This window comes from Bradyrhizobium sp. CCBAU 45384, assembly GCF_028128665.1.
Classification (GTDB): domain Bacteria; phylum Pseudomonadota; class Alphaproteobacteria; order Rhizobiales; family Xanthobacteraceae; genus Bradyrhizobium; species Bradyrhizobium manausense.
The window spans coordinates 50,516-73,918 of record NZ_LBIZ01000113.1; the positions used below are offsets into that span (position 1 = coordinate 50,516).

A 23,403-nucleotide genomic window follows, 5' to 3' on the forward strand; every position below is an offset into this window, starting at 1 on the left:
CGATGACTATAGATAATTCACAGGATTATCTATAATTGAGCGGGATTGGGTTATGGATGCTGCTGCGCAAGTCCAACGGAAGGAAGCAAGCCACGGGGCGCAGGTTCGTAATCATTGGAACGTCGAAGAGGTCAAGGCGCTCTACGACCTTCCTTTCGCCGACCTGATGCTTCAGGCGCAGCGCGCTCATCGCAAGAACTTCGATCCAAACCACGTCGAAACTGCGAGCTTGCTCAGCATCAAGACCGGCGGCTGTCCGGAAGACTGCGGTTACTGCTCGCAAAGCGCGCATTACGAGACCGGCCTGAAAGCGACCCGTCTGATGCGTTGCGCCGATGTGGTTGCGACCGCGCAGCGCGCGAAGGATGCCGGCGCCACGCGCTTCTGCATGGCCGCGGCCTGGCGCACGCCCAAAGATCGCGATCTTGATTCCGTCTGCGACATGGTCAACGCGGTCAAAGGACTCGGCATGGAAACGTGCGTTACGCTCGGTATGCTGACACCGAAGCAGGCCGCGCGCCTCGCCGAGGCCGGCCTTGACTTCTACAATCACAACGTCGACTCATCGGCTGAGTTTTACAGCAAGATCATCACCACCCGCAGCCTGCAGGACCGCATCAATACGCTGGCGCATGTGCGCGATGCCGGCATCAAGATCTGCTGCGGCGGCATTATCGGCATGGGAGAGCGCGTCGAGGACCGCCTAGGTATGCTCGTGCTGCTCGCTAATCTTCCCAACCATCCCGAAAGCGTGCCGATCAACCTGTGGAACAAGATCGAGGGCGTGCCGGTGGAAGGCACCGCAGAGCCTCCCGATCCGATCGCGCTGGTCCGGCTGGCTGGCGACCGCGCGGATCATGATGCCGGGGAGTGTGGTTCGCTTGTCCGCCGGGCGGCAATACATGACCGATGAATTGCAGGCGCTTTGCTTCCTGGCCGGCGCAAATTCAATTTTCGTCGGCGACGTGCTCTTGACCACCAAAAACCCTAAAGTTGATCGCGACGCGGATCTGCTGGCCCGGCTCGGCATCACGTCCGGACTCGCCTGACGGAAGCAGTGCGCGCAATTGCCCCGACATCCAGCCTAGGTAAGAAATGCAGATAACTTTGATGAAGGGCAAAATCCATCGAGCCTCAGTGACCGAAGCTGATTTGCACTATGAGGGCTCGATCTCGATAGATCGTACGCTCCTGCAGGCAGCAGGAATGGTGATCAACGAGCGCGTCGAAATCTACAATGTCGAAACAGGGGCGCGCTTTGCTACCTACGTGATCGAGGCGCCGCCGATGTCTGGCACGATAAGCCTGAACGGCGCGGCCGCCCGACTGGCGATGCCCGGAGACAAGATCATTATCGTTGCATATGCCTCATTCGACGAGGCCGAAGCAAAGATGTTCAAGCCACGCATTGTGCGTGTCGACCGAGACAATCGCATCCTGGCAAGTTGAACCCAACCGGCCATCCTTCCCTCTTAAACGGCCAACGCATCTTATGCGTATGCGATCCTCGGAGTGATGAATGCGGTCGATCCAAACAGCTAGACTTAGTCCCTACGTCGCAGCGTTGAATGCCTTGAACGAAGATAAACGGCTGCGCTGCCTCAAGCCGCGCGTGGGGGTCGATTTCGCATCGAACGACTATCTGGCGCTCGGGAACGCTTCGCGCATCAAAAAGGCGATGGTCGCCGCGCTCGAGGCGGGCACTCCGGTTGGAGCCGGCGGGTCGCGGCTTCTACGCGGCAATTGCGAGGAACATGAACGGCTCGAGACGGAAGCGGCTCAGTTCTTTGGCGCGGAGGCAGCGCTTTTCTTTGGAGGCGGCTACATCGCAAATTTTGCTGTCCTGACAACGCTGCCGCAGCGCGGCGATCTGCTCGTCCTCGATTCGCTGGTGCACGCCAGTATTCACGAGGGGGCGCGGGCCGGTCGCGCCGAGTGTCGAATTCACGCGCACAATGACCCCCAGTCAGTCGAAGACGCAATTCGCGACTGGCGAAACAAAGGTGGCGCGGGCCGCGTCTGGATTGTGGCCGAAAGTCTCTACAGTATGGATGGCGACTTCGCTCCACTCGAAGAGCTGGTGGCAATCGCCGATCGCCAAGACGCGTTTCTGATCGTGGATGAGGCTCATGCCACAGGCGCTTACGGGCATCAGGGACGAGGGCTCACCGCCCCTTACGATAAGCGCGAAAATCTGATCGTCGTTCATACCTGCGGCAAAGCGCTCGGTGCGGCGGGTGCACTTGTTACCGCCTCCGGCATCTTGCGCGATTTCATGGTCAACCGCTGCCGTCCGTTTATTTTTGCGACCGCCCCATCACCACTGATGGCCGTTGCCGTTCGAGAGGCGCTCCTCACCCTGCAGAAAGAGCCGGAGCGGCAGCAAGGGCTGGCCAAACTCGTTGCGTTCACGCATCGGCAGATCACCTCGCTTGGTTTGGGCACACCATCGACCTCTCAGATCGTGCCGTACATCGTAGGTGACAATGCTCATGCAATGCGACTTGCCTCTGCTCTGCAGGCGCGCGGCTTCGATATCCGCGGAATTCGGCCGCCAACCGTCCCTGCAGGCACCGCCCGCTTGCGAATTTCGTTGACACTCAATGTTGGGGAAGCGGACGTGCGCGCAATGCTCGATGCGCTGGTTGAGGTGACGAGGGGCTCGTTTTGATGAATAAGCGGATCGTCGTGACTGGTACAGACACCGGGGTCGGCAAAACGGTATTCTCCGCAGGGCTCGCCGGGCTTCTCGGCGCGAATTACTGGAAGCCGGTCCAGGCTGGACTCGAACAAGAGATCGACTCGGAGTGCATCCGCCGCCTCGGTGGCCTCTCGTCCGATCGGATTGTCCCGGAGCTCTATCGACTTCGGACGCCTGCGTCGCCCCATCACTCCGCGGAGATCGACGGCGTTCGCATAGATACAGATACGCTTCGACTGCCGGACAGCGGCGAGCGGAAACTCGTGATCGAGGGCGCCGGCGGACTCATGGTGCCGCTGACAGCGCGCACTCTCTACATCGACATCTTCGAGCGCTGGCAGCTTCCCGTCGTGCTTTGCGCAAGGACGGGACTGGGCACAATCAATCACTCCCTGCTCTCCATAGAGGCTCTGCGCAAGCGTCAGATTCGAATCCTTGGAATTGCGTTCATTGGCGAAAGAAGCGCCGAAACTGAGAGCGCGATTTGCGAGATCGGCAGAGTGCGTTGGTTGGGACGGCTCCCGTGGCTTGTTCCCCTCACGGGCGATAGGCTGCAGGCCGCTTTCAAAGACTCCTTTGTTATCAGCGATTTCCTAAACCTATGAAGACAGCCAAGAGGTCGCCGATCTGGCACCCGTTTACGCAGCATGCTCTACAGCCGAACATGACGAAGGTGCTGCGGGGAGAGGGGGCTTATCTTTACACCGAAGATGGCCGACGCCTTATCGATGCAATCTCCTCCTGGTGGGTCGTGACCCACGGCCATTGCCATCCATGCATCGTGAACGCGATCCGAGAACAGGCAGGCAAGCTCAACCAGGTCATCTTCGCCGGATACAGTCACGACCCGGCTGAACAAGTTGCGACGGAACTATTGAAGCTCACCTCCCCCGCGCTCGAACATGTGTTCTTCTCCGATAGCGGGGCAACCAGCGTCGAAGTCGCGCTGAAAATGGCGCTCGGCTACTGGCGCAATACCGGAAGAGAGCGAACCAAAATTGTGGTGATGCAGCACTCGTACCATGGCGACACGATCGGGGCGATGTCGGTAGGTAGCCGCGGCATCTTCAATGCGGCCTACGGGGCGCTGATGTTCGAGGTGACCTCGATTCCGTTCCCGGCAAGAGATTGTGAGCAAAGAGCGCTCGATGCGCTTGAAAACGCGTGTCGAATGGAACATCCCGCAGCCTTTATCGTGGAGCCCCTGATATTGGGTGCCGGTGGAATGCTGATGTATTCTCCCTCGGTGCTAAGAGAGATGAAGCGGATTTGCGAAACCTTCGACGTCCTGTTCATTGCGGACGAGGTCATGACAGGCTGGGGCCGCACGGGTACCTTGTTTGCGTGTGAGCAGGCCGATGTCACGCCCGATATTGCCTGCTATTCGAAGGGCCTCACGGCTGGGGCGCTGCCGCTCGCCGTCACACTCTGTCGTGCCGATATTTTCGATGCCCACTATTCTGAAGATCGCACGCTTACGTTTTTTCATTCGAGCTCATATACGGCCAATCCAGTGGCCTGTGCCGCCGCCAAGGCTAATTTGGACCTATGGCAGGATCAGGAATATCGCCGCCGGCTCGCATCCTTGGCGATCATGCAAGAACAGGCACTCGCGCCGTTTCGCGCCGATTCACGATTCGCAAACGTCCGGCGCACAGGAACAGTAACAGCGGTTGAACTCAACACGAGCGATGTCGGCTATCTGGCGGACATCGGTCCGAAGCTTTTGGCTTTCTTCCAAGCGCGGAATCTGCTGTTACGCCCACTCGGTAACACGATCTACGTGATGCCGCCTTACTGCGTTACGGCGGCCGACCTTGATGAAATCTATACTGCCATCCGCGACGCTGCTGACTTGCTGGTGTGAGATGCACGAGACTGTGCGATCGTCTGCAGTGACAGGAACTTGGAAGGCGAACGTGTCCGTATTGCTGCCTTTTGATAGTGCAACGAGGATGCAGCCCCCACGGCTCGCAGGTTGATCGTGCTTTAAGCACTTAAGCGCTCCCGATCTAACTGCCGCAGCAATTATGCGAGCTTGCCACGAAAGGCGCAGCATTTGACCGAAGCGTCGAGCGAATTGCGTTAAACACGACAGAGGAATCGATTATCTTGAGCAAATTCTCGGCGAGGCGTTTTGCGGAAAGTACTGCTTCGCGAAGGCAGTCCGCACATCAGAGTCAAGGCTCTTGATGGTTGCAAGAACCAGGGAGACGAACCGCCGGGCGGCCGCACCTTTGGTGCGCGCGTGGTGCTGCGGTCAGAGGGCAGCAGGGCTTCCCAAGTAAATGTCTGACAGGAGGCGAGAATGCACATTGGCTTCCGTAATTCCCTTGGCCATTCAGTCACATGCTGCGCGATATGCGGCGGAAAGTTTGGGCTGATCCGCCATTACTGCTGGCGAACGGCTCTTTGCTCCAAGAAATGCGTCAACCGCTTCAAGGCGCGGCGGGAGGCCGATCAGAAATGGCTTCGATGGCTTCGAGCGGCTTAGGAATGGACTGAGTTGTGCCGGTACGGCCCTGGTCGAAGAGTTCGAGTGGCCCTCTAGAGCAAGTGGAAATAAAGTGACAGAAACATCGGCAAAAATAATCGACTTCAGGGCCTACAGGGCCAGCGGGCTGGCTCGGTCTGAGCGCCTTCGCGACAACATCTACTCGACGGCGACTCTCGCGGCGCTTTCTCCGGCCTGTCACCTCTGGACGTTCCTGGCCTGCCATCCGTTTGCTTTGCTCGCTGCGCCGAGGCAGGAGTCTCACGAGCCCGCCTAGGGGGCAGACAGGAAGATGTGCCCTAAAGACGAAGTCCTCACTGCGTGCATCTGCGGCTCGGTCCGGTCGAGCTGTCGCCATTTGGAGAGACTGCAATCAGCCCGGAACCGCGTGTAGATGGTGGTTCGTCGCGAGCGCCGCTGCTCGATTGAGGCCGCGGCTGGCATAGCGCTGAAACTGCACGGGAAGACGCGCCATCGGGTGGTGAAAACCGCGATGAGGAAGGTCTTGTCTCATGATTGCGCGACCATCGGACTGTTTCTGCGCTGTTCTCCAGTTCTACAGAACTGGGATCTCCATCCTCCATGCCATTGACAGGGTTCTCCCGCGTTCTTTAGGAAGCGCAGGCCGTGTGTGGGGAGCGGATTCAATATGAGCCACAGTTCAGAACAGCCTCTAGAGCGTGTCACCATTCCGGCACTGCAGCAGTGGAAGGATAAAGGACGGCGTCTCGTGATGACCACTGCCTACGATGCGGTTGCGGCGCGCATCGCGGATCCCATTGTCGATATCATCTTAGTCGGCGATAGCGTTGGAAACGTCTGCCTGGGATTCGACAACACGCTGCCCGTCAGCGTGGCCATGATGAATCATCACCTGGAGGCTGTTGCGCGCACGAGGCCTCATGCCCTGCTTGTGGCCGATATGCCCTTTCTGAGCTTTCATGTCGGTTCTGAGGATACGATTCGCAATGCAGGAGGTTTTTTGCAGCGTGGCGCCGATGCTGTGAAACTCGAGGGTGGTGCCAAACGCATCGAGATGGTACGCGCCTTGGTCGATTGCGAAATTCCTGTGATGGGTCATCTCGGTCTGACCCCGCAGAGCGTCAACGTGATGGGTGGATTCAAAGTGCAGGGACGGACAGCGGAGACCGCCTTGCGGCTGCTCGAAGACGCGCACCGTCTGCAGGAAGCCGGCTGCTTCGCACTGGTCCTGGAGGGCATTCCTGCCGAGCTCGCGGCGCGAGCGACCGAATTTCTCACGATACCCACCATCGGGATCGGAGCAGGACCCGATTGCTCGGGCCAAGTGCTCGTGTTCCATGATGTCTTGGGACTAACCGAAGGCCATCGCCCCAAATTCGTTCGTGCCTATACAAATGGATTCCGGCTGTTCCAGGAGGCGTTGTCGCGCTGGGCTGCCGATATCCGCAACGGTGCATTCCCGGGCTCAGAGGAGTGCTATCGGCTTCCTGATCAGCTTCGGCATGCCGTGGCCAACTGGGCGCCCTCCAGTTCAACCTCAAGGTAAGAAATGCAAGTCATTACGAAGGTCGCTGAGCTGCGTCGCGCCCTTGCAGACGTTCGCAAGACCGATAAGCGCATCGGATTCGTTCCGACGATGGGATACTTGCACGACGGCCACCTGGCCCTGATCTCGGCTAGCCGGGGACACTGCGACGCCACTGTCGTTAGCATCTTCGTCAATCCCACTCAGTTCGGCCCAAATGAGGATCTCAGCAGGTACCCTCGCGACTTCGCGCGCGATGAAGCGTTGTGCCGCAGTGCCGGGGTCTCCATCATCTTCGCGCCAAGTGCAGAGGAGATCTATCCGGCTCAATTTGAGAGCTTTGTCGAGCCGGGCGAACTCGCAAAGCCGCTCTGCGGAGCTTTCAGGCCTGGACATTTTCGTGGTGTAGCGACTGTCGTCTGCAAGCTATTCAACATGGTGCAGCCGGACGTCGCGTACTTTGGACAGAAGGATTTTCAGCAATGCGCTGTGATATGCCGCGTGACGGCTGATCTGAATCTTCCGATCGAGATTGTCACTGTGCCAACTGTGCGGGAGGCAGATGGGCTGGCAATGAGCAGTCGAAACCGTTATCTCAGCCCGGAAGAACGTGGTCGGAGCCTTGCGATCAGCCGTGGCTTGTTCGCCGCAGCGCATGAGTTTGCCTCAGGGGAGCGCGATGCGGCAACGTTGATTGCGCTTGCAAGAAGGCATTTGGAAGGAATCGATCGACTGCAGTACCTTGAGCTTGTCGACACTGGAACCCTAAGGATTGCCGAGAGCCCTCTGCGCTATCCGGCGGTGCTCTGTGTCGCAGCGTACGTCGGCTCCACTCGGTTGATCGACAATGTAGTCCTGTCCTGGTCGCCATCGTAGCCAGATCACGCAAGTGATTGCGCTCACAAACAGTCGGACCGGATGCGTCGAACATGAAATCCTCAACATCCTGGAAAATCCTCAACATCCTGGAAGAACTCTCGAAGGGATCCGGAACTGCCCTTTGCGTGCTGAGCAACTGCCCCACGGCTCGAGCTCATGATGTCGGTTGGAGATTGGCTCTGCCGCTGACGGGGTGGAGGGCCCGGCCGCTCCCACGCTGCCGAGAGCAGCCAAGTGCGAGTTCGCTTTCTGTATTATGATTTCGGCGGCTCGCTCAGACACTCCGGGAGTTCCGACCGCTTTGTGCGTTTTTTACGAGGTCGCGCAAAGCAATTTCAGAAAGCCGTACAACCAGCTGTTTGAGGCGCGCAATCTCCTGCTTGCAGCGCTCCAGCTCGTGCTGTTCGTCTGCCATCACAGATGGTGCGCGACGATAGCTGCTGCCGAGATGATTCATGTAGCTCCCTTTCCGATTCGACAAATACGGCAAATAATCTGAACAGCCCAGGTCGCTTCCCTTCGCTGGACGAAGCGCCTCGGCGTCATGTGATTGCTCTGGGCGGAGACTGTAACAAAATGGCAATATCGATTGATGCAACGAGCCGCGCTCTCGCGCTCGAATCCTGCATTACGGCAGCGTTCCCGATGAAGTTTCACGCTACGTTCGCGTCTTGCTGCTGGGGTCCTTCAGCTACACCAGGCTTATATATCCAAAAGGCAAGTCGCTTCCGAAATCATCCGTCTGCAAGCGGGCATTGCCAGGAGATTCGCTCAAAATCGTGTGCTGCCAATACGTGCGATTATGGATCAACCACCACACGCCCATGACCATGAAATCACTTCGCGATCGCGCAGGCGACCTCGTCAAGTTGCATCAAGCTAAAGCTCTCTCAAGAGCGGCGAGGGGGCGAGCAAAAGGGGCACTGCGCGCGCCCCAGACTAGGCTCGATTTCGTCGCCAGAGGTTGGGCGGCGCTGGTTTTTGACGCAAAGATATGCTTCACCGCAAGAATTAATCGCGATGTCCCTTTGCAGTGTTTGATGCCAAGCACTCGGGTTTCGAGCCGATAGTGCCGTCTTGTGACACGAGACATCCGAGCAAGGCAGTCGCAAGCGATTTCTACCGACGCAATCGGGGCAGGTATGCCGAAGCATTGGTTGGACGCAGCGGGCGCGATGAACGGCAGATCCTCTAGCCGCAATTGAACTTGACGAGGCTCGGCAACGAACTGGCACCGTTCGAGCAATGGCCTGCCGCCCAGTCAGTCCGGCGCGCAATAGATGGCCGAGCATGCCGTACAGAATCGCAGAGCATGATCGCAGGGCGCTCACATTGGCCTCTGAGCTCTAGCAAGCTTGTCTGTTAAGCCGAGACGGCCGACGAGAAGACAAAAGCAGGCCGATCAAGCGAGCTGCCGCAATGGATCAACGATCGCAGAGGTGCTGGACATTGCACCGCGCTGGAAATCTGCTGACCGGTAGTCGCGGTAGCTCATAAGATCTGATGTGCTTGAGTTGCGGTCCAGCAAATGCTCATTTATCTTCCTCGATGGTAGGAGGGAGATCTCCCAATGCTGGACGGTGCCACGACCGCACTTCTGCGCACGATCCTGGATGAGGTTTGCAAAGGCGTCTCACCGTATGACGCCGGCGTCCGCGCCTACGTTGCCTCCGCAATTCTGGAGGCCGCCACCAAAGGTGAGACGCGCCCCGATCTGCTTAAACAGATCGGTCAGGAAGCGCTTTCCAGAGCACCAACGATGTGGCGATAGATCTAGGACATGGCTTGCAATTGAGGTGAATTTCCAAGTCACAGTGCTGAGGATCCTGGCCTGTTATCCAGGGTCGCGCGCGCCGTAGTAATCCGGCTAGCTCGCAGAGGTGTATCGTAGTCGCTCGATGGCGGCCTAACGTCATCCAAGACGCGGCGTTATCCGATGTGAATCGGTCGGCGCGTTGCTCGCTGCGAGGCCAATCGTTGAAACGCGAGAGCTCGCACAACAGGCAGCATATCAAAGCCTTGGCGTGCCCACCCTTGCGCCACGATGTCGGTGAGGCGTTGCGCTAACAGCCTTCATCCCGAAGCGAGGGCGAACTCAGTGTTCGGCGCCGGAGCGCCATCACTCAAGCGAGTCGGCGCGCCATTGCTGTTTACTCCTGTGCGAGCGCCGCAAGTGCCTTTTCGATCACTGTGATGTCTCGACTGACCTGAGCGATCGCTGGCTTCGGATCAACCCCGGTAACGCAGTTCAACTGCTGCAGTAGCTCACGCCGATGCGCCAGAAGGTCGTCCAGCGCGCTGCGGTTGTTTAGTTTCACATAGCCGTCGACAATCAATCCAATCGAAAGAGACATCGAAGCTCTCAAACAAAGCTGTTCTCAATGAAATGCGTATAGCACACCGGCAAACGATGTTCAGCTCGTCGTGAGAGGATACTGACGGGCGAGCTTGTTAGCGACAGTCCGGCGGCGGGGGCGTGACCGGCTATTCCTTGCGCCCTACAAGCGTCCAGCTCTGTTTGAGCGATTAGCCGAGCAGAAAGACGGCTATGGCGAGCCAAAAACGCTGCGGATCGTCGCAATGGAAATGCTGGCTAGGGGGAAGGTCGTTGTCCGCCTGCCGAACGGCTTCCGAGAGGCGATGGCAGGCGGCGTTTGATCGACGACATGCTCGCCTGAATATTTCATAGGAGAGATTGCAACGACCTCAGGAGCGTCCCGGATGCTGATATTTGGCCCGGATTCGTTCTCCACCGTACCAGTATCCACCGCTATTCTCGCCTTTCGGAATCTATGGTCTGTGGTGATACTCACGGACATGGTCCGGCACTCCTGAACCAGAATGTGCGAAGTGAATTGGAGCCTCGCGAATCGATCCCACTCAATCTATGGATGTCATTGTAACAAGCAACTATGAAGAGAAGAAGTCATGTCGTTGTGACGCAGTGTGCGCGGAACGGTTGAGGTGACGCAATATGTGGCCCTCCGGTCGAGGGGTGCCCCGCAACACGCGTCGGAGCGAATAAAGCGATCATGGTTTGACTGCTATAGGAATGTTTTGCTGCGCGAAGGTGCCAAGTCGCCCTTAAAAGAAGCGTTTCACAGCGGAGTATCTTTGAAGGCGGCTTCGGATTGCGGGCGAGTTTGTCCTGGACCAAGGACGGGTGCGGATCATCGGCTCCGGCCCTCTTATTGCCCCCACCCTGATATCAACGTCTGCTCAACTGCCCCCGTCGAGGCTCTGCCACGGGTGATTGTCTTGCTGACGGTGGTCCAACTGGACCCAACACCGACAATTGACTAAGATCAAGCCATCTAATTCGGATACTCTATCCTTCAGCGAATTAAGGAGGCAAGAGATCTCATGCGTTACCTTCTCGCTACTGGAATCCTAGCACTTCCCATCCTCGTCAGCTTTGGAACAGGTTCGATCGCTGCTTCACGAGTTTATTCGTACACCCCGCCGGCTCGCCAAGACGTTTATTGCCTGCAGGGCCGAGCCTGGGGATATCCGGGCAACTGCCAGTTCTCGACTTACAGTCAGTGCATGGCTACCGCATCCGGCACAGATGCTTATTGCGGTATCAATCCGATCTACGCCTTCGAGCGACAGGGAAGGCAATTGCGCTGAGGCGAATGCCGTCCGGTCAGCCAAGCAGCGTTGGATGGACGGGCGCGCCGGTCAGACTCTCGTCGCGGTTCGCTCGACCCCGGCCGCTGAATCGGCTGATTGGGCCGTTCGTTCGACTGCGCCCGGTGCCGCGCTTGCATCTGGACGGGAATATCCGCTCCAGGGGCGGGGCGACACTGTTAGAAACGGATCTTCTGGCTCAGATCGTCTCTCGGAAGATAGCAGAAGGCCCGCGTTCTTCCCAGCACTGTCTCAATCTGTCTCAGGGTTTCAGCGCGGCGTGCAGCCGAGCCTTCTCCAACCGAGACCTGAGTCCACTCAAACAGGCCGCCAGTTTGGCGAACTCCTGAATGCTGAGATAATCAAAGACGAGCTGCTCAAGCTCTTCCTGCGGCCCTGCAATGCTCGCAAGGCTCTTGGGAGCGATGGCCGTGAGCGACAAAAGGACGTACCTGGCATCCTTCATGTCAGATTTCCGGCGCACGAACTGCTTACTCTCGAGCTCCTTTGATTGCTTGGCGATGAAACCCGACGCAACTCTCATCAGCTTCGCGACAGCAGACGGGAACGCCATGGTCTTCTTCGAGCTCCGTCAGAGCCATCAAGATCATCATTTGCGGACCATTATTGCCAAGCGCGTTCGCGTGGTATGACCGAAGATCGTCAAGACATAAGTCGATTGATCTGATCTCCCATGTAAAGCGCCTGAGTAGTTCCTGGCTGTCGCGCGGCTCCTTCCGGGAGCGTGTTGCTAATGCAGGCAGCTTGGGTGGCATCTGATCCCAGGAGCTCCATCCTCAAAATATGGCTTTGCTGGCTGGGCTCAGCAGAGAGGACCGATCCTCGCTGATCACTTTGACGCCCAACCGCCCGATCAGTCAGGCGCCACAGCCAGACCATTCGTTCCGGTTCGATTTATGAGGATGCCCCAGTCCGGCTTCGAATGTACCACGCAAATTCAGAAAATCGTTGCGATTAGATTCGTCAAAAAATCGATAGCCTCGGCAGGATATGTCCACCGCCGCCCGTATAAGAATTTGAGCTGCAATGCAGCGCGAGAGCGTGCTCAGCGAGGCACCAAGGCGGCCTTCCAGCTCTCGCTTTGGAAGCAGGCACGCCAGCTGGTGCACCTCGTATAGTGGTGGCTTGGTCCTCAGAAAACCATGCCTCCCCTCGTCGCGAAAAAAGTCATCCCATATGCAGACTGTCTGCGGACACTTTGCCGGAGCTGCCGGTCTTACGCTCGAAGCTGATCCGGCCCCTCAGCAAGGGAGGTGTATCCGGTCTTCTCGACTGACCTGATGTGCACGAATACGTCGGCTTCGCCATCATCGGGCTTGATAAATCCATAACCCTTTTTCGCGCTGAACCACTTCACAATACCGGTTGCCACTACAAGGTCTCCATCTCAAACAACCCCGATCTAAGTATGCTGTCTCGCCATGTCCTCTGGACGGGTGTGGGACCGCCGCTTCGAAACAGGCCGGCGAGGCCGCGCTTTACCAACGCAGAGCCCGGTGCGAAGATGCTGAAGCGAAATCCGCCGCGTGGACTGCGACGAAACCAACGATCCTCTCGTGAGCGCATCCAGCTAGCGCCGGAAGTGAGACGAAGCCGTCCGTTGAAAGCTTAGTTTATCCTTCCGGCTGAATGAAGCCGTAGCCTTTGACGGCATTGAACCATTTGACCGTTCCCATTGCAACTCTGCGCACTCCTCACATTGAATGTCGCGACCCAATCGTCGGTCATGCTGGAAGGCAAGAAGACCGGGGCCGCATCACCTGTCGCCGATCGACAGGCGCCATCGTCCCGAATCCCATCCGCGTCTGCACTAATGCAGTTAATAGGCGCGCGGTAATCTGCTGACCGTTCACGTCACCGCTCTGATTTCCGCGTCGGCGCTAAGAGGCTCCATATCGAGGATGCTCCTGTCCGTTGCCAGGCGATCGCAACCGAAATGCTCGATTGATTTAGGTTTAACCTTGAAGCAGAGCCGCAGACGTTTGCAGGTTGTGCGCTCTCAGTGGGTCGGGCAAAAAAGGTTCGTCCAAAAAATAAAAACGTCGAAAGTCGAACAATGCGGAAAGTAGCGCTAGGTCGAGATTGTAATACTGGATATCTCGATAGCAGAGCCGATGTGTGTGAAGCGCACCAGGCGTGGCGCAGTGCGGGCAGTCTTCGAAGGTGATAATATGGTCCAAGGCGCCGCGCAGTTTCAGCGTTTCAATGCGCCCTCTAAGTATTTCAACTTCCTTAAGTTGGGTTCTCTTTCGGCTTAGCTGTTTTACTTTATTGGGATCGAGTGCTCCCGCGATGAGATTATTGATCTCGCCTTTCAAAGCGCCTTCCCTCGCCAGCAAGGTTTCGACGATGCCGTCGGGCCGTCGATCGAAGTCCGACAGGCTAAACCCACACATAAAGCCCTCAGCGTCGCCATTTAGTCCGTTCACATAAACCACGGCGCAGCGAGCGAGAAAGCTTAGATCGCGCAAAAGAGCGACGAAATCGGGCGAAGGATTGAAGGATGGGACGAGTACGATTCGCGGACGGCGAGCTTCTTGGTTGCGCACGGCATCAAGAAAAACGTTGAGGAACGTCGTGGGATCGTAGGTGTCGTAGCATATAGCGATTGCGACGCGCATCTCATCGGAGTTGAACATGACGCTCGTTTCATAGCTCAACGCGGTCGTTCCGGCGCGGCCTAGCACATTCTCGCCGAGCCCACGGGCCGACGCCGCTTTGTAATGCCAATGGTCGTGAATCGAAGTCTTGCCGTGCCTTTTCGATAAGATTAGACCGCGATTGTACCGATCTTCGTGCCGTGTCCCAGCAAAGAAAAAATAATCGAGAGCCGCGTTGGAGCAGGCATTGCGCAGATCTTGCGCGATCGACCGGGAATTCCGCGGGGGAAGACAAAACTCCGGGATGACGATAATACGCGATTGGCGGTCCAGCGTGCGACGCGCCAGCGCCGAGATTGCGTCGTGCCAATCATGGATATCGGCCTTCTCGGCTAACGTTGTTCGACCAAGCTCGGTTGGAAGCGGGGCCTCGTTCGACACAACTGGCGTGTCGTCCTGAGGCGCCAGAAAACGGAGGTCTTCGCCTAGTTCTGCAGTGCTGAGCTTGCTGATTGGGACGCGATACCCGATTGCCGCGACCCTTAGGCGCCGATCAAACTCCTGTTGCGACCATCGATCGAGCCCGGCTTCAATCTTCGCATGGTTCTTGTGATTGTTGTCAGCGCGCTCGATCGTGCTGTCGTCGCTGACCATTGTTATCGCCCTTAGGTTCGCAAGGTCCTGGTCCGACAAGCCGGCGACCTTCGAGCGACGTGACCGCGCTTCGAAGTAAGCATCTTTTACTAGCTGAGATAGGGGAGGAGCAGTTCGTAGCTTGCGGACTGCAGGCGGCTTACTCGGATCGACCGGATAAGCACGGCTTGTTGTCAGCGGACGGAATACCAACAAGTGTTCAAGAAGCGACCTCCCGTAACGCCTCTGATTTGCTTCAGATAACAGTAACGGGTCAGCATCAAATATTTGCTTGTAGATCGGCGCAACAATTGGCCCCCGCGGCATTCCCCAACCCTAAATATATCCAACATGCGCTCTTGAGGCGCTTTGAGAATCTAGATGTTCTTGCTGAAACGACTTAAGACGCAAAGGCGGGAGACGTATGACCGGCTTGGGTTCGCACTCGGCGTTCCAGACGTAGCGCTTCAGCAGACGCCAGGCCGGCGCTTATGTGCAACGCAGCTGATCGAGAGCGAATTTGATCAAGACTTAAAGGCCGCTCAGCGTCAAGCTTATCGAGCTCGTCCTGATAACCGCCACCGTCGCCCATGTGACGAGCGACACCCGACAAAAGGCTCGAATAGCGTGGCGCACCCTCGAGCCGACATACGACCGCTTGCATGCCGTACGTTGTGTTTAGCACCGAAAACTTTTTGGGCTTTAATTTGTGGTCAGCAAACGCATGCGACGCGAAGTGGTCTACCGTCTCCAGCCCCTTCCGAAGCTCCTCATCAGACGTGGTTCTAAGCTGATTTAGTTCGATGTGATCGTAGTGGATAGCATCAACAAGATGGGCGACCGGCTTGGTATCATCATCTGTAAAATTGAGACGGACAGATCCATCCCTAAACTTTAAGCCGCTCGCGGCCGTCTTCGGCACTGCACGGAGACTTTCAACGAAAGCCGCACGTAGTTCCGAGAGAAGATGCAACTCGTTCTGATTAACCCAAGCCAAGAACGCGGTCGCGCGCGCTCCAGATTGTGACCGGTTAGGCTTCTGCGGCATGCCGTGGATGCTGAGCCACAGCTTGGAACGACCGGATGAACTCTGAAGTGCAGATGATGTCAGTGTTATTCGGCGACTGATTATCCAAGGAACGCTGGCGAACGTAATAGTTTCTTCAATGCGTGGAAGCTTTGCTATGAGCGTGTCAAAACGAGCTTTTTCGTGAGTCCCTGATCTTGCGCTTGACGGGTTCGTCGATGCGACAATTTCGACCGCGGGTACTGATCCTGCGAGAGAGCCGTACAATCTTTGGGCGAGTGCGGCAGCCTGACTCCGAAACGCCTGAACTAGGCTATCGCCAGCAAGAGGTTCAACGAGACGGTCATCATCACGCGATATGAATAAGCCAAATCGGCTCACGGTCAGGCTGTTCGGCATCGCCGCTCCAAGGGTCAGGTTAAATCACTTGGCGTCCAACCAGGAAAAACGCAAATCATTCAAGGATCATGCGCTTATCCCGTCATCAAAGCAACGTGACCTCCTCGCAAACCCGGTAAATAGCCCTCGGGATGTTGCTGCAATGCAGCACGACTCTCGCGATCCTGCGATGATCCTTTCGCTTGTTCTCTCGATCATCGGCCAAAATGGTTAACGACCAATGCTACCAAACGTTGCTAAGCATTTGACACCAATGCAGCTTCGGTAGGTCCTCCTCCAGTGGATTACGATCGTGTCCGCTCACTCCCGAATGCAAGAAGTACCGGCTGCGACGTTTGGCGGCACGCATGGACAAGAACCGTGCACCAGCTGCCGCCTTTGACGCCACTGCATATTTGCGGCGCGGCACGGGCTTCGCTGTGCCAACGGTAATCCCAACCATTACGTTCGCAGCGAGTCTAACGATGACCCGTTTACCGGGCCGCGCTCGAATGGGGGGGACGGACCCGATCGTGATCGAAAGTCGGGATGACCTTAAGTCCGAGTTCCGCTATAGCGTCGGGCTTTTCAATCGGTGGCTAGGGCTAGCCTCTGGCGGCCTCGGTTTGTGCTAACAAACCTGCTTCAACCTGAGGGGCGGGATTTTTCTCAGTGACCGTCAATCTCGCGCATGAGTGCCACCTGCCGTATGACAGTCTGAAGGAACCGCATCTCGTCGTCGGTCACGCGCCGGTTGAAGTAGAAGCAAAGCGTCTTCTCGTTTTGGGCATCGCGGCCGGCGGAAGAGCAGCGCAGCGGCTCCTGTTTCGCGCCGCTGACAAGCCGCAGTGCGGACCGCGAGTGCGGTGTTTCGGTCTTGGGGGTGTCTGGCACGGGACGGGCTCTCTCAACGCGTGGGCGAAGCTAGTGGCGGGTTTTTGGGCAGGCGGCAGGCGCGCTTTTCCGCATCCACAGCGATCGCGGAGAGCGTTTCGTTCTGATCAATGAGCAGAGAGATCGCCTTCGTCGACCAGTCCTCGTAGGTCAGCGTGCCGGAGTGCCACAAGAAGACAAGCGCGCGGGCGACCGCGTTATGGTGCGATAGTTCCTGCAGTTTGCGGTAAAGCTCGGCGTTCATTTGCTCGGGCATGCTCTTCTCTTCGTCGAGGCCGTGTCGGGGGGTATCAGTCGACGCTAAGTTCGAGCGCGCAATGCCTCGAGCCTGTTGCCGCCATCGCGCTAGTGGTCCCGATCTTTCGTGATGTCGCGCTCGGCCCGCTCGGCGACCGACACGCGCTCACGGAGGGGCTCTTAACATCGCAACCATTGCGATAATCGGCGTCGATGGGCGGCCTTGTGCCGTCTTTCTGCTTGATCTGCCGAGGGTTAACAAACTCAGAAGGAGCACCTGCGCGCGCGGACGCCGATCATCGCTGGGCAGCCCTCAAAGATCAGGACCTTCCGATCGCGATCGATACTATTGCAGCACTCCCACCGTATTACTCGAGAGACGTCATACCGCGCGGTGTAAAAAGTGTGTTTGCATGTTCGACTGTAGAACACTGGTCCGCTCACCCAAATTGTGAATTCAAGCTCTTTAGCTATTTGGGCGGAGTGTAATTGGTCTCAGGTGCCAGCGAATGCAATAAGACTATTCCAATAAATCGCCGAAGTCGTTGAACCGAGTGCCAAGGTGCAAACGGCCACGACATTGAAACTGCTCTCTGCGGCGATGCGTGATTGCCACAGCTGTACAGCAACAAACGTGCGTGCGCGGCGAAATAAAAGGAAGCTGATTATCTCCGCGCGACGAAAAATAGTTCGTCTTGGACTCGCAGCGCCGGACAATCTCTGAGAGGATGGATCATCAGGCAATGGTGCCAGTCAGGAGCGCGGATAATGCGCAACAACATCTTCGACAAGCCGAGGTGTTCGATCGTGCGCGAACTTGTCGATCAGTTGCGTTCGTGTCGCTCCTGAGTAGCGTCTCAATTCGCAGGAGCGACCTGGCCTTAGATCGCTCTAGCCCTTCGAAATCATAACACCGCAGTGGCTGAACAGCAGCATCGGCACCCGCTCGTCCTGAGCGGCGTGGTCGCACAGAGCTGCCTCGCTGAGGCCGTCGGGTGTTTCACCGCAAGCGTCATTCTCAAGGAGACAGCATGTCTGTGAACAACGAGCCGGTCAAATTCGCCTACTGGGTGCCGAACGTATCTGGTGGCCTTGTGATTTCGTCGATCGAGCAGCGTACCAGCTGGGACATCGACTACAACCGGAAGCTTGCGCAAATCGCCGAGAGAGCAGGTTTCGACTACGCACTCAGTCAGATCCGGTTCACGGCGGGTTATGGGGCCGACAAGCAGCATGAGCCGGTGGCCTTCTCGCACGCGCTGCTGGCTGCGACCGAAAAGCTCAAGGTGATCGCCGCTCTCCTTCCCGGTCCGTGGAATCCGGCCGTAGCCGCCAAGCAGATTGCGACGATCAGCCAGCTCACCAATGCGCGCGTTGCGGTTAATATCGTATCCGGCTGGTTCCGCGGCGAATTTCATGCGATCGGCGAGCCCTGGCTCGACCACGACGAGCGCTACCGGCGTTCGGAGGAATTTATCAACGCTTTGCGTGGGATCTGGACGCAGGAGAGCTTCACGCTCAAGGGGGACTTCTATCGGTTTAACGACTACTCGCTCAAGCCGAAGCCACTCGATCCGCTGCCCGAAATTTTCCAGGGCGGCTCTTCGCGCGCGGCCCGCGATATGGCCGCTCGCGTGTCCGATTGGTATTTCACCAACGGGAATACGCCAGAGGGGCTGAAAGCACAGGTCGAGGACATCAGGTCCAAGGAGAAGACCTTCGGCAAGCGCTTTCAGACCAAAATCGGCATCAATGCATTTGGCATCGTCCGGCAAACTGAAAAGGAAGCCAAGGACGTTCTGCACGAGATCCTCGACAAGGCGATCCCCGATGCAGTTCGCGGCTTCCACCATGAGGTCCAGAATGCCGGCAACGCCAGTCCCGAGCGTGAGGGCAACTGGGCCAAATCCACCTTCCATGACCTCGTTCAATACAATGATGGCTTCCGCTCGAACCTGATCGGAACGCCGCAGCAAGTCGCTGAACGCATCATCGAGCTCAAGCACGCTGGCGCCGACCTGATCCTGCTCGGGTTCCTGCATTTCCAGGAAGAGGTCGAATATTTCGGCAAGCATGTGATCCCGTTGGTCCGCGAACTCGAGGCAAGGACGCCTGTACGTATTCAGGCTGCCGAATAGGCGCAAAACGAGGGGCAAGCACGTGGCGGCGATTGTGACAGGGGCGGGGGCGTATCGGCTGGAGGAGATGCCTCCACGCCGATACGCGGATGTATCGACCGAAAGGCGCAATGACGCGCTGGACGGGGTCGCGGACGAGTCTGCCAAGACGCCCGGGCGGCCAGCCCTGGGACTTGCGAACATTTCGCTGGCGTTCGGCGGCGTCGCAGCCCTACGCGAGATAAATCTGGAGGTTGCGCCGGGTGAGATCCTGGCCGTGATCGGTCCGAACGGCGCCGGCAAGAGCTCGCTCCTCAACATCGTCAGTGGAATTTACAAGCCCGATCGCGGCGAGGTGCGGTTCGGCGAGCGCTCCTTTCGCGAAGCGCCAACTTCGCAGCTGGCAGTCCTTGGCGTGGCCCGGACGTTTCAGAATCTTGCGCTCTTCAAGGGGCTTTCCGTCTTCGACAATGTGCTGATGGGGCTGGCGCATCGCGTGCGTGCGGGGTTTTTGCGGCAGATCGTCGGCTCGCCACTGGCGCGACGGGTCGATGCGGAGAATCGCGCGGCCGCCGAAGAAGCGATCGGCTTTCTGCATCTTACCGCGGTTCGTGACCGCCTTGCCGGAGCGCTTCCCTATGGACTGCAGAAGCGGGTCGAGCTGGCGCGGGCCCTCGTTGCGCGGCCGAAGCTCCTGCTGCTGGACGAGCCGTTCGCGGGCGTGACTCTGGCCGAGAAGCGCGAGCTGTCACAGCATGTGCGCAACGCTCGCGACAGTTTTGGCGCAGCAATCGTCCTGATCGAGCATGACATCGGCGTGGTGATGGGGCTTTCCGATCGCGTGGCCGTGCTCGATTACGGACGAAAGATCGCGGACGGCACGCCCGATCAGGTCCGCGGCGATCCTGCAGTGATCGACGCCTATCTCGGCGTCGCACATGGGGACGATAAGGAGCTCGCGATCTAATGCTCGATTACCAGTTCCTGCTTGAGGTGCTGATCGGCGGCCTGCTCTCGGGTGTGATGTACTCGCTGGTCGCAATCGGGTTCGTGCTGATCTACAAGACCTCAGGCGTGCTCAACTTCGCGCAAGGCGCGATGCTGCTGTTCGCGGCCCTGACCTTCGTCAGTCTGGTCGAGCGCGGCGCGCCATTCCTTGCCGCACTCGCCGCGACGCTGGTCGTCATGGTCGTGCTGGGCATCGCCACCGAACGGTTGGTGCTACGGCCGCTCGTCAACGAGCCGCCGATCACCCTGTTCATGGCGACGCTCGGACTCTCCTACGTCATCGAGGGCGCAGCCCAGCTTCTGTGGGGCACGCAGGTGCATGGCCTCGACATTGGCATCAGCGACACGCCGTTCGAGGTGGCGGGCGTGCTGATCAGCCGGTTCGACCTGTTTGCAGCAGCAGTCGCTGGCAGCCTGGTAGCGCTGTTTGCGCTGTTCTTTCGCTACACTCGCACCGGGCTGTCGTTTCGCGCCGTGGCCGATGATCAATTTTCAGCGCTTGCGGTCGGCCTGCGGCTGCCACGGGTCTGGGCCGCGGTCTGGACCGTGGCGGGGATCGTTGCTCTCGTCGGGGGGCTGCTATGGGGCGCGCGGCTCGGCGTGCAGTTCTCACTTTCGCTTGTCGTCCTGAAGGCGCTCCCAGTCTTGGTCCTCGGTGGTTTCGACTCGATCGCGGGGGCGATCGTCGGCGGACTTTTGGTAGGTGCCATCGAAAAACTGGCGGAAGTCTATGTCGGACCATTCTTTGGCGGCGGCATCGAGGCCTGGGCCGCCTATCTCGCGGCACTGGCTCTCCTCTTGATCCGGCCGTCGGGCCTGTTCGGGCAGAAGCTGGTGGAGAGGGTGTAAGTTATGCCGACTCTCATCTCCGCCAAATCGAACTGGTTCTCCAGCAACGCGATGTGGATCGGCCTCGTGATGATGGCCGCTTACGGCATCGTTCCGCTCGCGGGGACGGACTACCTGCTCGACGCGGTGCTCACGCCGTTTCTTGCGCTGTCGCTGGCCGCCGTAGGACTCAACGTCCTGACTGGTTATGCGGGTCAGGTCTCACTCGGCTCGGCCGCCTTTCTTGCTGTCGGCGCCTACGCCGCCTACAATCTTCACCTTCGTATCCCGGCATTGCCGCTGCTCATCGATCTGGTGCTGGCCGGAGGCGTCGCGGCGGCTATCGGCATTGTATTCGGGCTCCCCAGCCTACGGTTGCGCGGTTTCTATCTCGCCGTATCAACGCTCGCTGCGCAGTTCTTCGTGCAGTGGGCGCTGACCAAGTTCAGCTGGTTCTCCAACGACAATCCATCAGGAGTGATCGACGCGCCGATTCTCAGCATCGGCAGCATCCCGTTCACGACCCCCGCCGAACGTTACGTCTTTTCGGTGACGATCGTGGTCGTTTTGACTCTGCTGACGCTGCGGCTGCTGCGTTCCCAATCTGGCCGCAACTTCATCGCGGTACGCGATCACGAGATCGCGGCCAAGGTGATTGGTGTGCCGCTGTTGCGAACCAAACTGCTCGCCTTCGCCATCTCGTCGTTCCTGATTGGTGTTGCCGGCGTGCTCTGGGCGTTCGCGTATTTGCGCACGGTCGAGCCGGCCGGATTCAATCTGGATCGCTCGTTCCAGATCTTGTTCATCATCATCATTGGCGGCCTCGCCTCGCTCCGCGGCTCGTTCGTCGGCGCGGCCTTCATCGTGGTGTTCCCACTTCTGCTGTCGCGTATCGGCGCCACCCTGCTTGGAAACGTGTTCGATTCCGGCGTGCTGGAGATGAGCCAGCGCATCGTCATTGGCGCGCTCATCATTGCCTTCCTCATCGCCGAACCGCGCGGACTGATCGCCCTGTGGGATCGCGCCTGGGCTGCCATTCGGACGGCCAGGCGCCCGGCGATCCCAGGCTGAGATTTGCTTAACCCAAAGGAGCTTGTAATGAACATCTTCAGACATTTGAAAGTAACGATGGGCGCGGCAATCGCCGTCGGCCTTGCCAGTTCGTTCACGGCGCACGCCGACGAACAATTCTTTCCGCTGCAGAGCTATCGCGTTGGCCCCTATGCTGCTGGCGGTACCGGGTTCTTTGGTGGCTTCATCGACTATCTCAATCTGATCAATATTCGCGATGGCGGCGTCAACGGCGTCAAGCTGACCTGGGATGAAGGCGAGACCCAGTATGAGGTGGAACGCGGCGTCGAGGTCTATGATCGGCTAAAGAGTCACCCTGGGATCGCGGCCTGGAATCCGCTGTCGGTCGGCATCGCTTATGCCATGATCGACCGCATCACTAAGGACAAGGTGCCACTGATCACCATCAACCATGGCCGTACCGATTCGACCGATGGCCGCATTTTCCCTTACGTCTTTCCGCTGCTGCTCAACCCCTACAGCGAAACCTCCGGCATCGTGAACTACATCGTCTCCAGAGAAGGCGGCGCGGACAAGCTGAAGGGCAAGAAGATCGTTGTGCTCTATCATGGTTCGCCCTACGGCAAGGAGACGATCCCGATCTACAAGCTCCTGGCGGACAAATACGGCTTTGAGCTGGAGCAGATCGAAGTCCCGCACCCGGGCAATGAGCAGCAATCGCAATGGCTGTCGATCCGCAGAGCCAAGCCCGACTACGTGGTCCTGCGAGGGTGGGGCGTGATGAATCCGGTGGCCTTGAAGACGGCGCAGAAGGTCGGCTTCCCTGCCGATCACATCATCGGCAACGTCTGGTCCAACTCCGAAGAGGATGTCATTCCCGCCGGTGACGCCGCCAAGGGCTACATTGCAATCACGACCCAGGCCTCCGGCGCCGAATATCCTGTGCTCCAGGAGGTGATCAAGACCGTATATGGCGCGAACAAGGGCAATCTTGACGACAAGAAGCGCATCGGCAGCGTCTATCACAACCTCGGAATCGTAAACGGCATCCTCAATGTCGAAGCTGTCCGGATTGCGCAGGCAAAGTTCGGCAAGCGTACCCTGACGGGCGACGAGGTCCGCTGGGGTTTTGAGCACCTGCAGCTCGACCCGGCACGAGTCGAGGCGTTGGGCGCCAAGGGCTTGTTCCATTCGATCAACGTCACCTGGGACAATCACGAGGGGGATGGCCGCGTCACCTTCCAGCAGTGGGATGGCAGCAAGTGGAAGGTCGTCTCGGACTGGATCGCGCCGGATTGGGCGTCCCTGCGGCCCATCATCGAGAAGTCGTCGGCCGCCTATGCAAAGGAGCACAACATCAAGATCCGTACGTCCGGCGATGATCAGGTCGGCCAGTAGCACCAGGCAATGCTGGGGT

General features: G+C 58.2%; 21 protein-coding genes and 2 pseudogenes. 14 read left to right on the plus strand and 9 right to left on the minus strand.

Going from position 1 to position 23,403, the window contains the following annotated elements; translation table 11 throughout:
• Positions 1–52: 52 nt before the first annotated feature.
• The 7 genes and pseudogenes from bioB (at position 53) to panC (ending at position 7,578) form a co-directional block, all read left to right on the plus strand.
• A pseudogene (gene bioB / locus XH80_RS24970) lies at positions 53–1,049 on the plus strand (biotin synthase BioB).
• Positions 1,050–1,095: 46 nt separating this feature from the next.
• Positions 1,096–1,449 carry an aspartate 1-decarboxylase gene (gene panD / locus XH80_RS24975; RefSeq protein ID WP_271600834.1) on the plus strand — a complete coding sequence of 118 codons (354 nt, stop codon included), beginning with the start codon at positions 1,096–1,098 and terminating at the stop codon, positions 1,447–1,449.
• A gap of 70 nt (positions 1,450–1,519) precedes the next feature.
• Positions 1,520–2,671, plus strand: coding sequence for an 8-amino-7-oxononanoate synthase (locus XH80_RS24980; protein ID WP_271600835.1), 1,152 nt, complete (start codon positions 1,520–1,522; stop codon positions 2,669–2,671).
• A complete protein-coding gene (gene bioD, locus XH80_RS24985; RefSeq protein ID WP_271600836.1) occupies positions 2,671–3,306 on the plus strand; it encodes a dethiobiotin synthase in 636 nt (211 codons plus the stop codon). Before XH80_RS24980 ends, bioD begins: the two co-directional genes overlap by 1 nt.
• Complete coding sequence (locus tag XH80_RS24990; protein ID WP_271600837.1) at positions 3,303–4,568, plus strand: adenosylmethionine--8-amino-7-oxononanoate transaminase; 1,266 nt, start codon at positions 3,303–3,305, stop codon at positions 4,566–4,568. Before bioD ends, XH80_RS24990 begins: the two co-directional genes overlap by 4 nt.
• A 1,276-nt stretch (positions 4,569–5,844) precedes the next feature.
• The gene (gene panB, locus XH80_RS24995) at positions 5,845–6,723 is read left to right on the plus strand and encodes a 3-methyl-2-oxobutanoate hydroxymethyltransferase (protein WP_271600838.1); all 879 of its coding nucleotides are present in this window, start codon (positions 5,845–5,847) and stop codon (positions 6,721–6,723) included.
• Positions 6,724–6,726: 3 nt separating this feature from the next.
• The gene (panC, locus tag XH80_RS25000; protein WP_271600839.1) at positions 6,727–7,578 is read left to right on the plus strand and encodes a pantoate--beta-alanine ligase; all 852 of its coding nucleotides are present in this window, start codon (positions 6,727–6,729) and stop codon (positions 7,576–7,578) included.
• 277 nt (positions 7,579–7,855) lie between these two features.
• Here panC and XH80_RS25005 read toward each other — a convergent pair whose 3' ends face one another.
• Complete coding sequence (locus tag XH80_RS25005) at positions 7,856–8,038, minus strand: hypothetical protein (RefSeq protein ID WP_271600840.1); 183 nt, start codon at positions 8,036–8,038, stop codon at positions 7,856–7,858.
• Positions 8,039–9,151: 1,113 nt separating this feature from the next.
• Between XH80_RS25005 and XH80_RS25010 the strand changes: the two genes are divergently transcribed.
• The gene (locus XH80_RS25010) at positions 9,152–9,352 is read left to right on the plus strand and encodes a hypothetical protein (protein ID WP_271600841.1); all 201 of its coding nucleotides are present in this window, start codon (positions 9,152–9,154) and stop codon (positions 9,350–9,352) included.
• A gap of 379 nt (positions 9,353–9,731) precedes the next feature.
• Here XH80_RS25010 and XH80_RS25015 read toward each other — a convergent pair whose 3' ends face one another.
• Positions 9,732–9,935, minus strand: a complete 204-nt coding sequence (locus XH80_RS25015; protein ID WP_271600842.1) for a hypothetical protein — start codon at positions 9,933–9,935, stop codon at positions 9,732–9,734.
• A gap of 1,009 nt (positions 9,936–10,944) precedes the next feature.
• Between XH80_RS25015 and XH80_RS25020 the strand changes: the two genes are divergently transcribed.
• Positions 10,945–11,211 carry a DUF3551 domain-containing protein gene (locus XH80_RS25020; RefSeq protein WP_271600843.1) on the plus strand — a complete coding sequence of 89 codons (267 nt, stop codon included), beginning with the start codon at positions 10,945–10,947 and terminating at the stop codon, positions 11,209–11,211.
• 262 nt (positions 11,212–11,473) lie between these two features.
• Here XH80_RS25020 and XH80_RS25025 read toward each other — a convergent pair whose 3' ends face one another.
• From XH80_RS25025 to XH80_RS25050, 7 genes and pseudogenes are all read right to left on the minus strand, one after another.
• Positions 11,474–11,785, minus strand: coding sequence for a hypothetical protein (locus XH80_RS25025; protein WP_271600844.1), 312 nt, complete (start codon positions 11,783–11,785; stop codon positions 11,474–11,476).
• A 614-nt stretch (positions 11,786–12,399) separates the two neighbouring features.
• Positions 12,400–12,604 (minus strand): annotated as a pseudogene (locus XH80_RS25030) (cold-shock protein).
• Positions 12,605–12,845: 241 nt separating this feature from the next.
• Positions 12,846–12,908 (minus strand): cold-shock protein, encoded by a 63-nt coding sequence (locus tag XH80_RS44085; RefSeq protein WP_442868692.1) that lies wholly within the window; start codon positions 12,906–12,908, stop codon positions 12,846–12,848.
• A 279-nt stretch (positions 12,909–13,187) separates the two neighbouring features.
• Complete coding sequence (locus XH80_RS25035; RefSeq protein WP_271600845.1) at positions 13,188–14,486, minus strand: hypothetical protein; 1,299 nt, start codon at positions 14,484–14,486, stop codon at positions 13,188–13,190.
• A gap of 379 nt (positions 14,487–14,865) precedes the next feature.
• Positions 14,866–15,891, minus strand: a complete 1,026-nt coding sequence (locus tag XH80_RS25040; RefSeq protein ID WP_271600846.1) for a hypothetical protein — start codon at positions 15,889–15,891, stop codon at positions 14,866–14,868.
• A gap of 648 nt (positions 15,892–16,539) precedes the next feature.
• Entirely contained in the window at positions 16,540–16,764 is a 225-nt protein-coding gene (locus XH80_RS25045) for a hypothetical protein (RefSeq protein WP_271600847.1), read from the minus strand.
• A 13-nt stretch (positions 16,765–16,777) separates the two neighbouring features.
• Complete coding sequence (locus XH80_RS25050) at positions 16,778–17,020, minus strand: hypothetical protein (RefSeq protein ID WP_271600848.1); 243 nt, start codon at positions 17,018–17,020, stop codon at positions 16,778–16,780.
• A gap of 1,012 nt (positions 17,021–18,032) precedes the next feature.
• On the opposite strand from XH80_RS25050, the gene sfnG reads away from it, so the two are divergent.
• From sfnG to XH80_RS25075, 5 genes are all read left to right on the plus strand, one after another.
• The gene (gene sfnG, locus XH80_RS25055; RefSeq protein ID WP_271601045.1) at positions 18,033–19,139 is read left to right on the plus strand and encodes a dimethylsulfone monooxygenase SfnG; all 1,107 of its coding nucleotides are present in this window, start codon (positions 18,033–18,035) and stop codon (positions 19,137–19,139) included.
• Positions 19,140–19,206: 67 nt separating this feature from the next.
• On the plus strand, positions 19,207–20,085 hold the full coding sequence (locus XH80_RS25060; protein WP_271600849.1) for an ABC transporter ATP-binding protein: 879 nt from the start codon (positions 19,207–19,209) through the stop codon (positions 20,083–20,085).
• Positions 20,085–20,975 (plus strand): branched-chain amino acid ABC transporter permease, encoded by an 891-nt coding sequence (locus tag XH80_RS25065; protein WP_271600850.1) that lies wholly within the window; start codon positions 20,085–20,087, stop codon positions 20,973–20,975. Before XH80_RS25060 ends, XH80_RS25065 begins: the two co-directional genes overlap by 1 nt.
• A 51-nt stretch (positions 20,976–21,026) precedes the next feature.
• The gene (locus tag XH80_RS25070) at positions 21,027–22,025 is read left to right on the plus strand and encodes a branched-chain amino acid ABC transporter permease (protein ID WP_271600851.1); all 999 of its coding nucleotides are present in this window, start codon (positions 21,027–21,029) and stop codon (positions 22,023–22,025) included.
• A gap of 27 nt (positions 22,026–22,052) precedes the next feature.
• The gene (locus XH80_RS25075) at positions 22,053–23,384 is read left to right on the plus strand and encodes an ABC transporter substrate-binding protein (RefSeq protein ID WP_442869172.1); all 1,332 of its coding nucleotides are present in this window, start codon (positions 22,053–22,055) and stop codon (positions 23,382–23,384) included.
• The last annotated feature ends 19 nt before the right edge of the window (positions 23,385–23,403 follow it).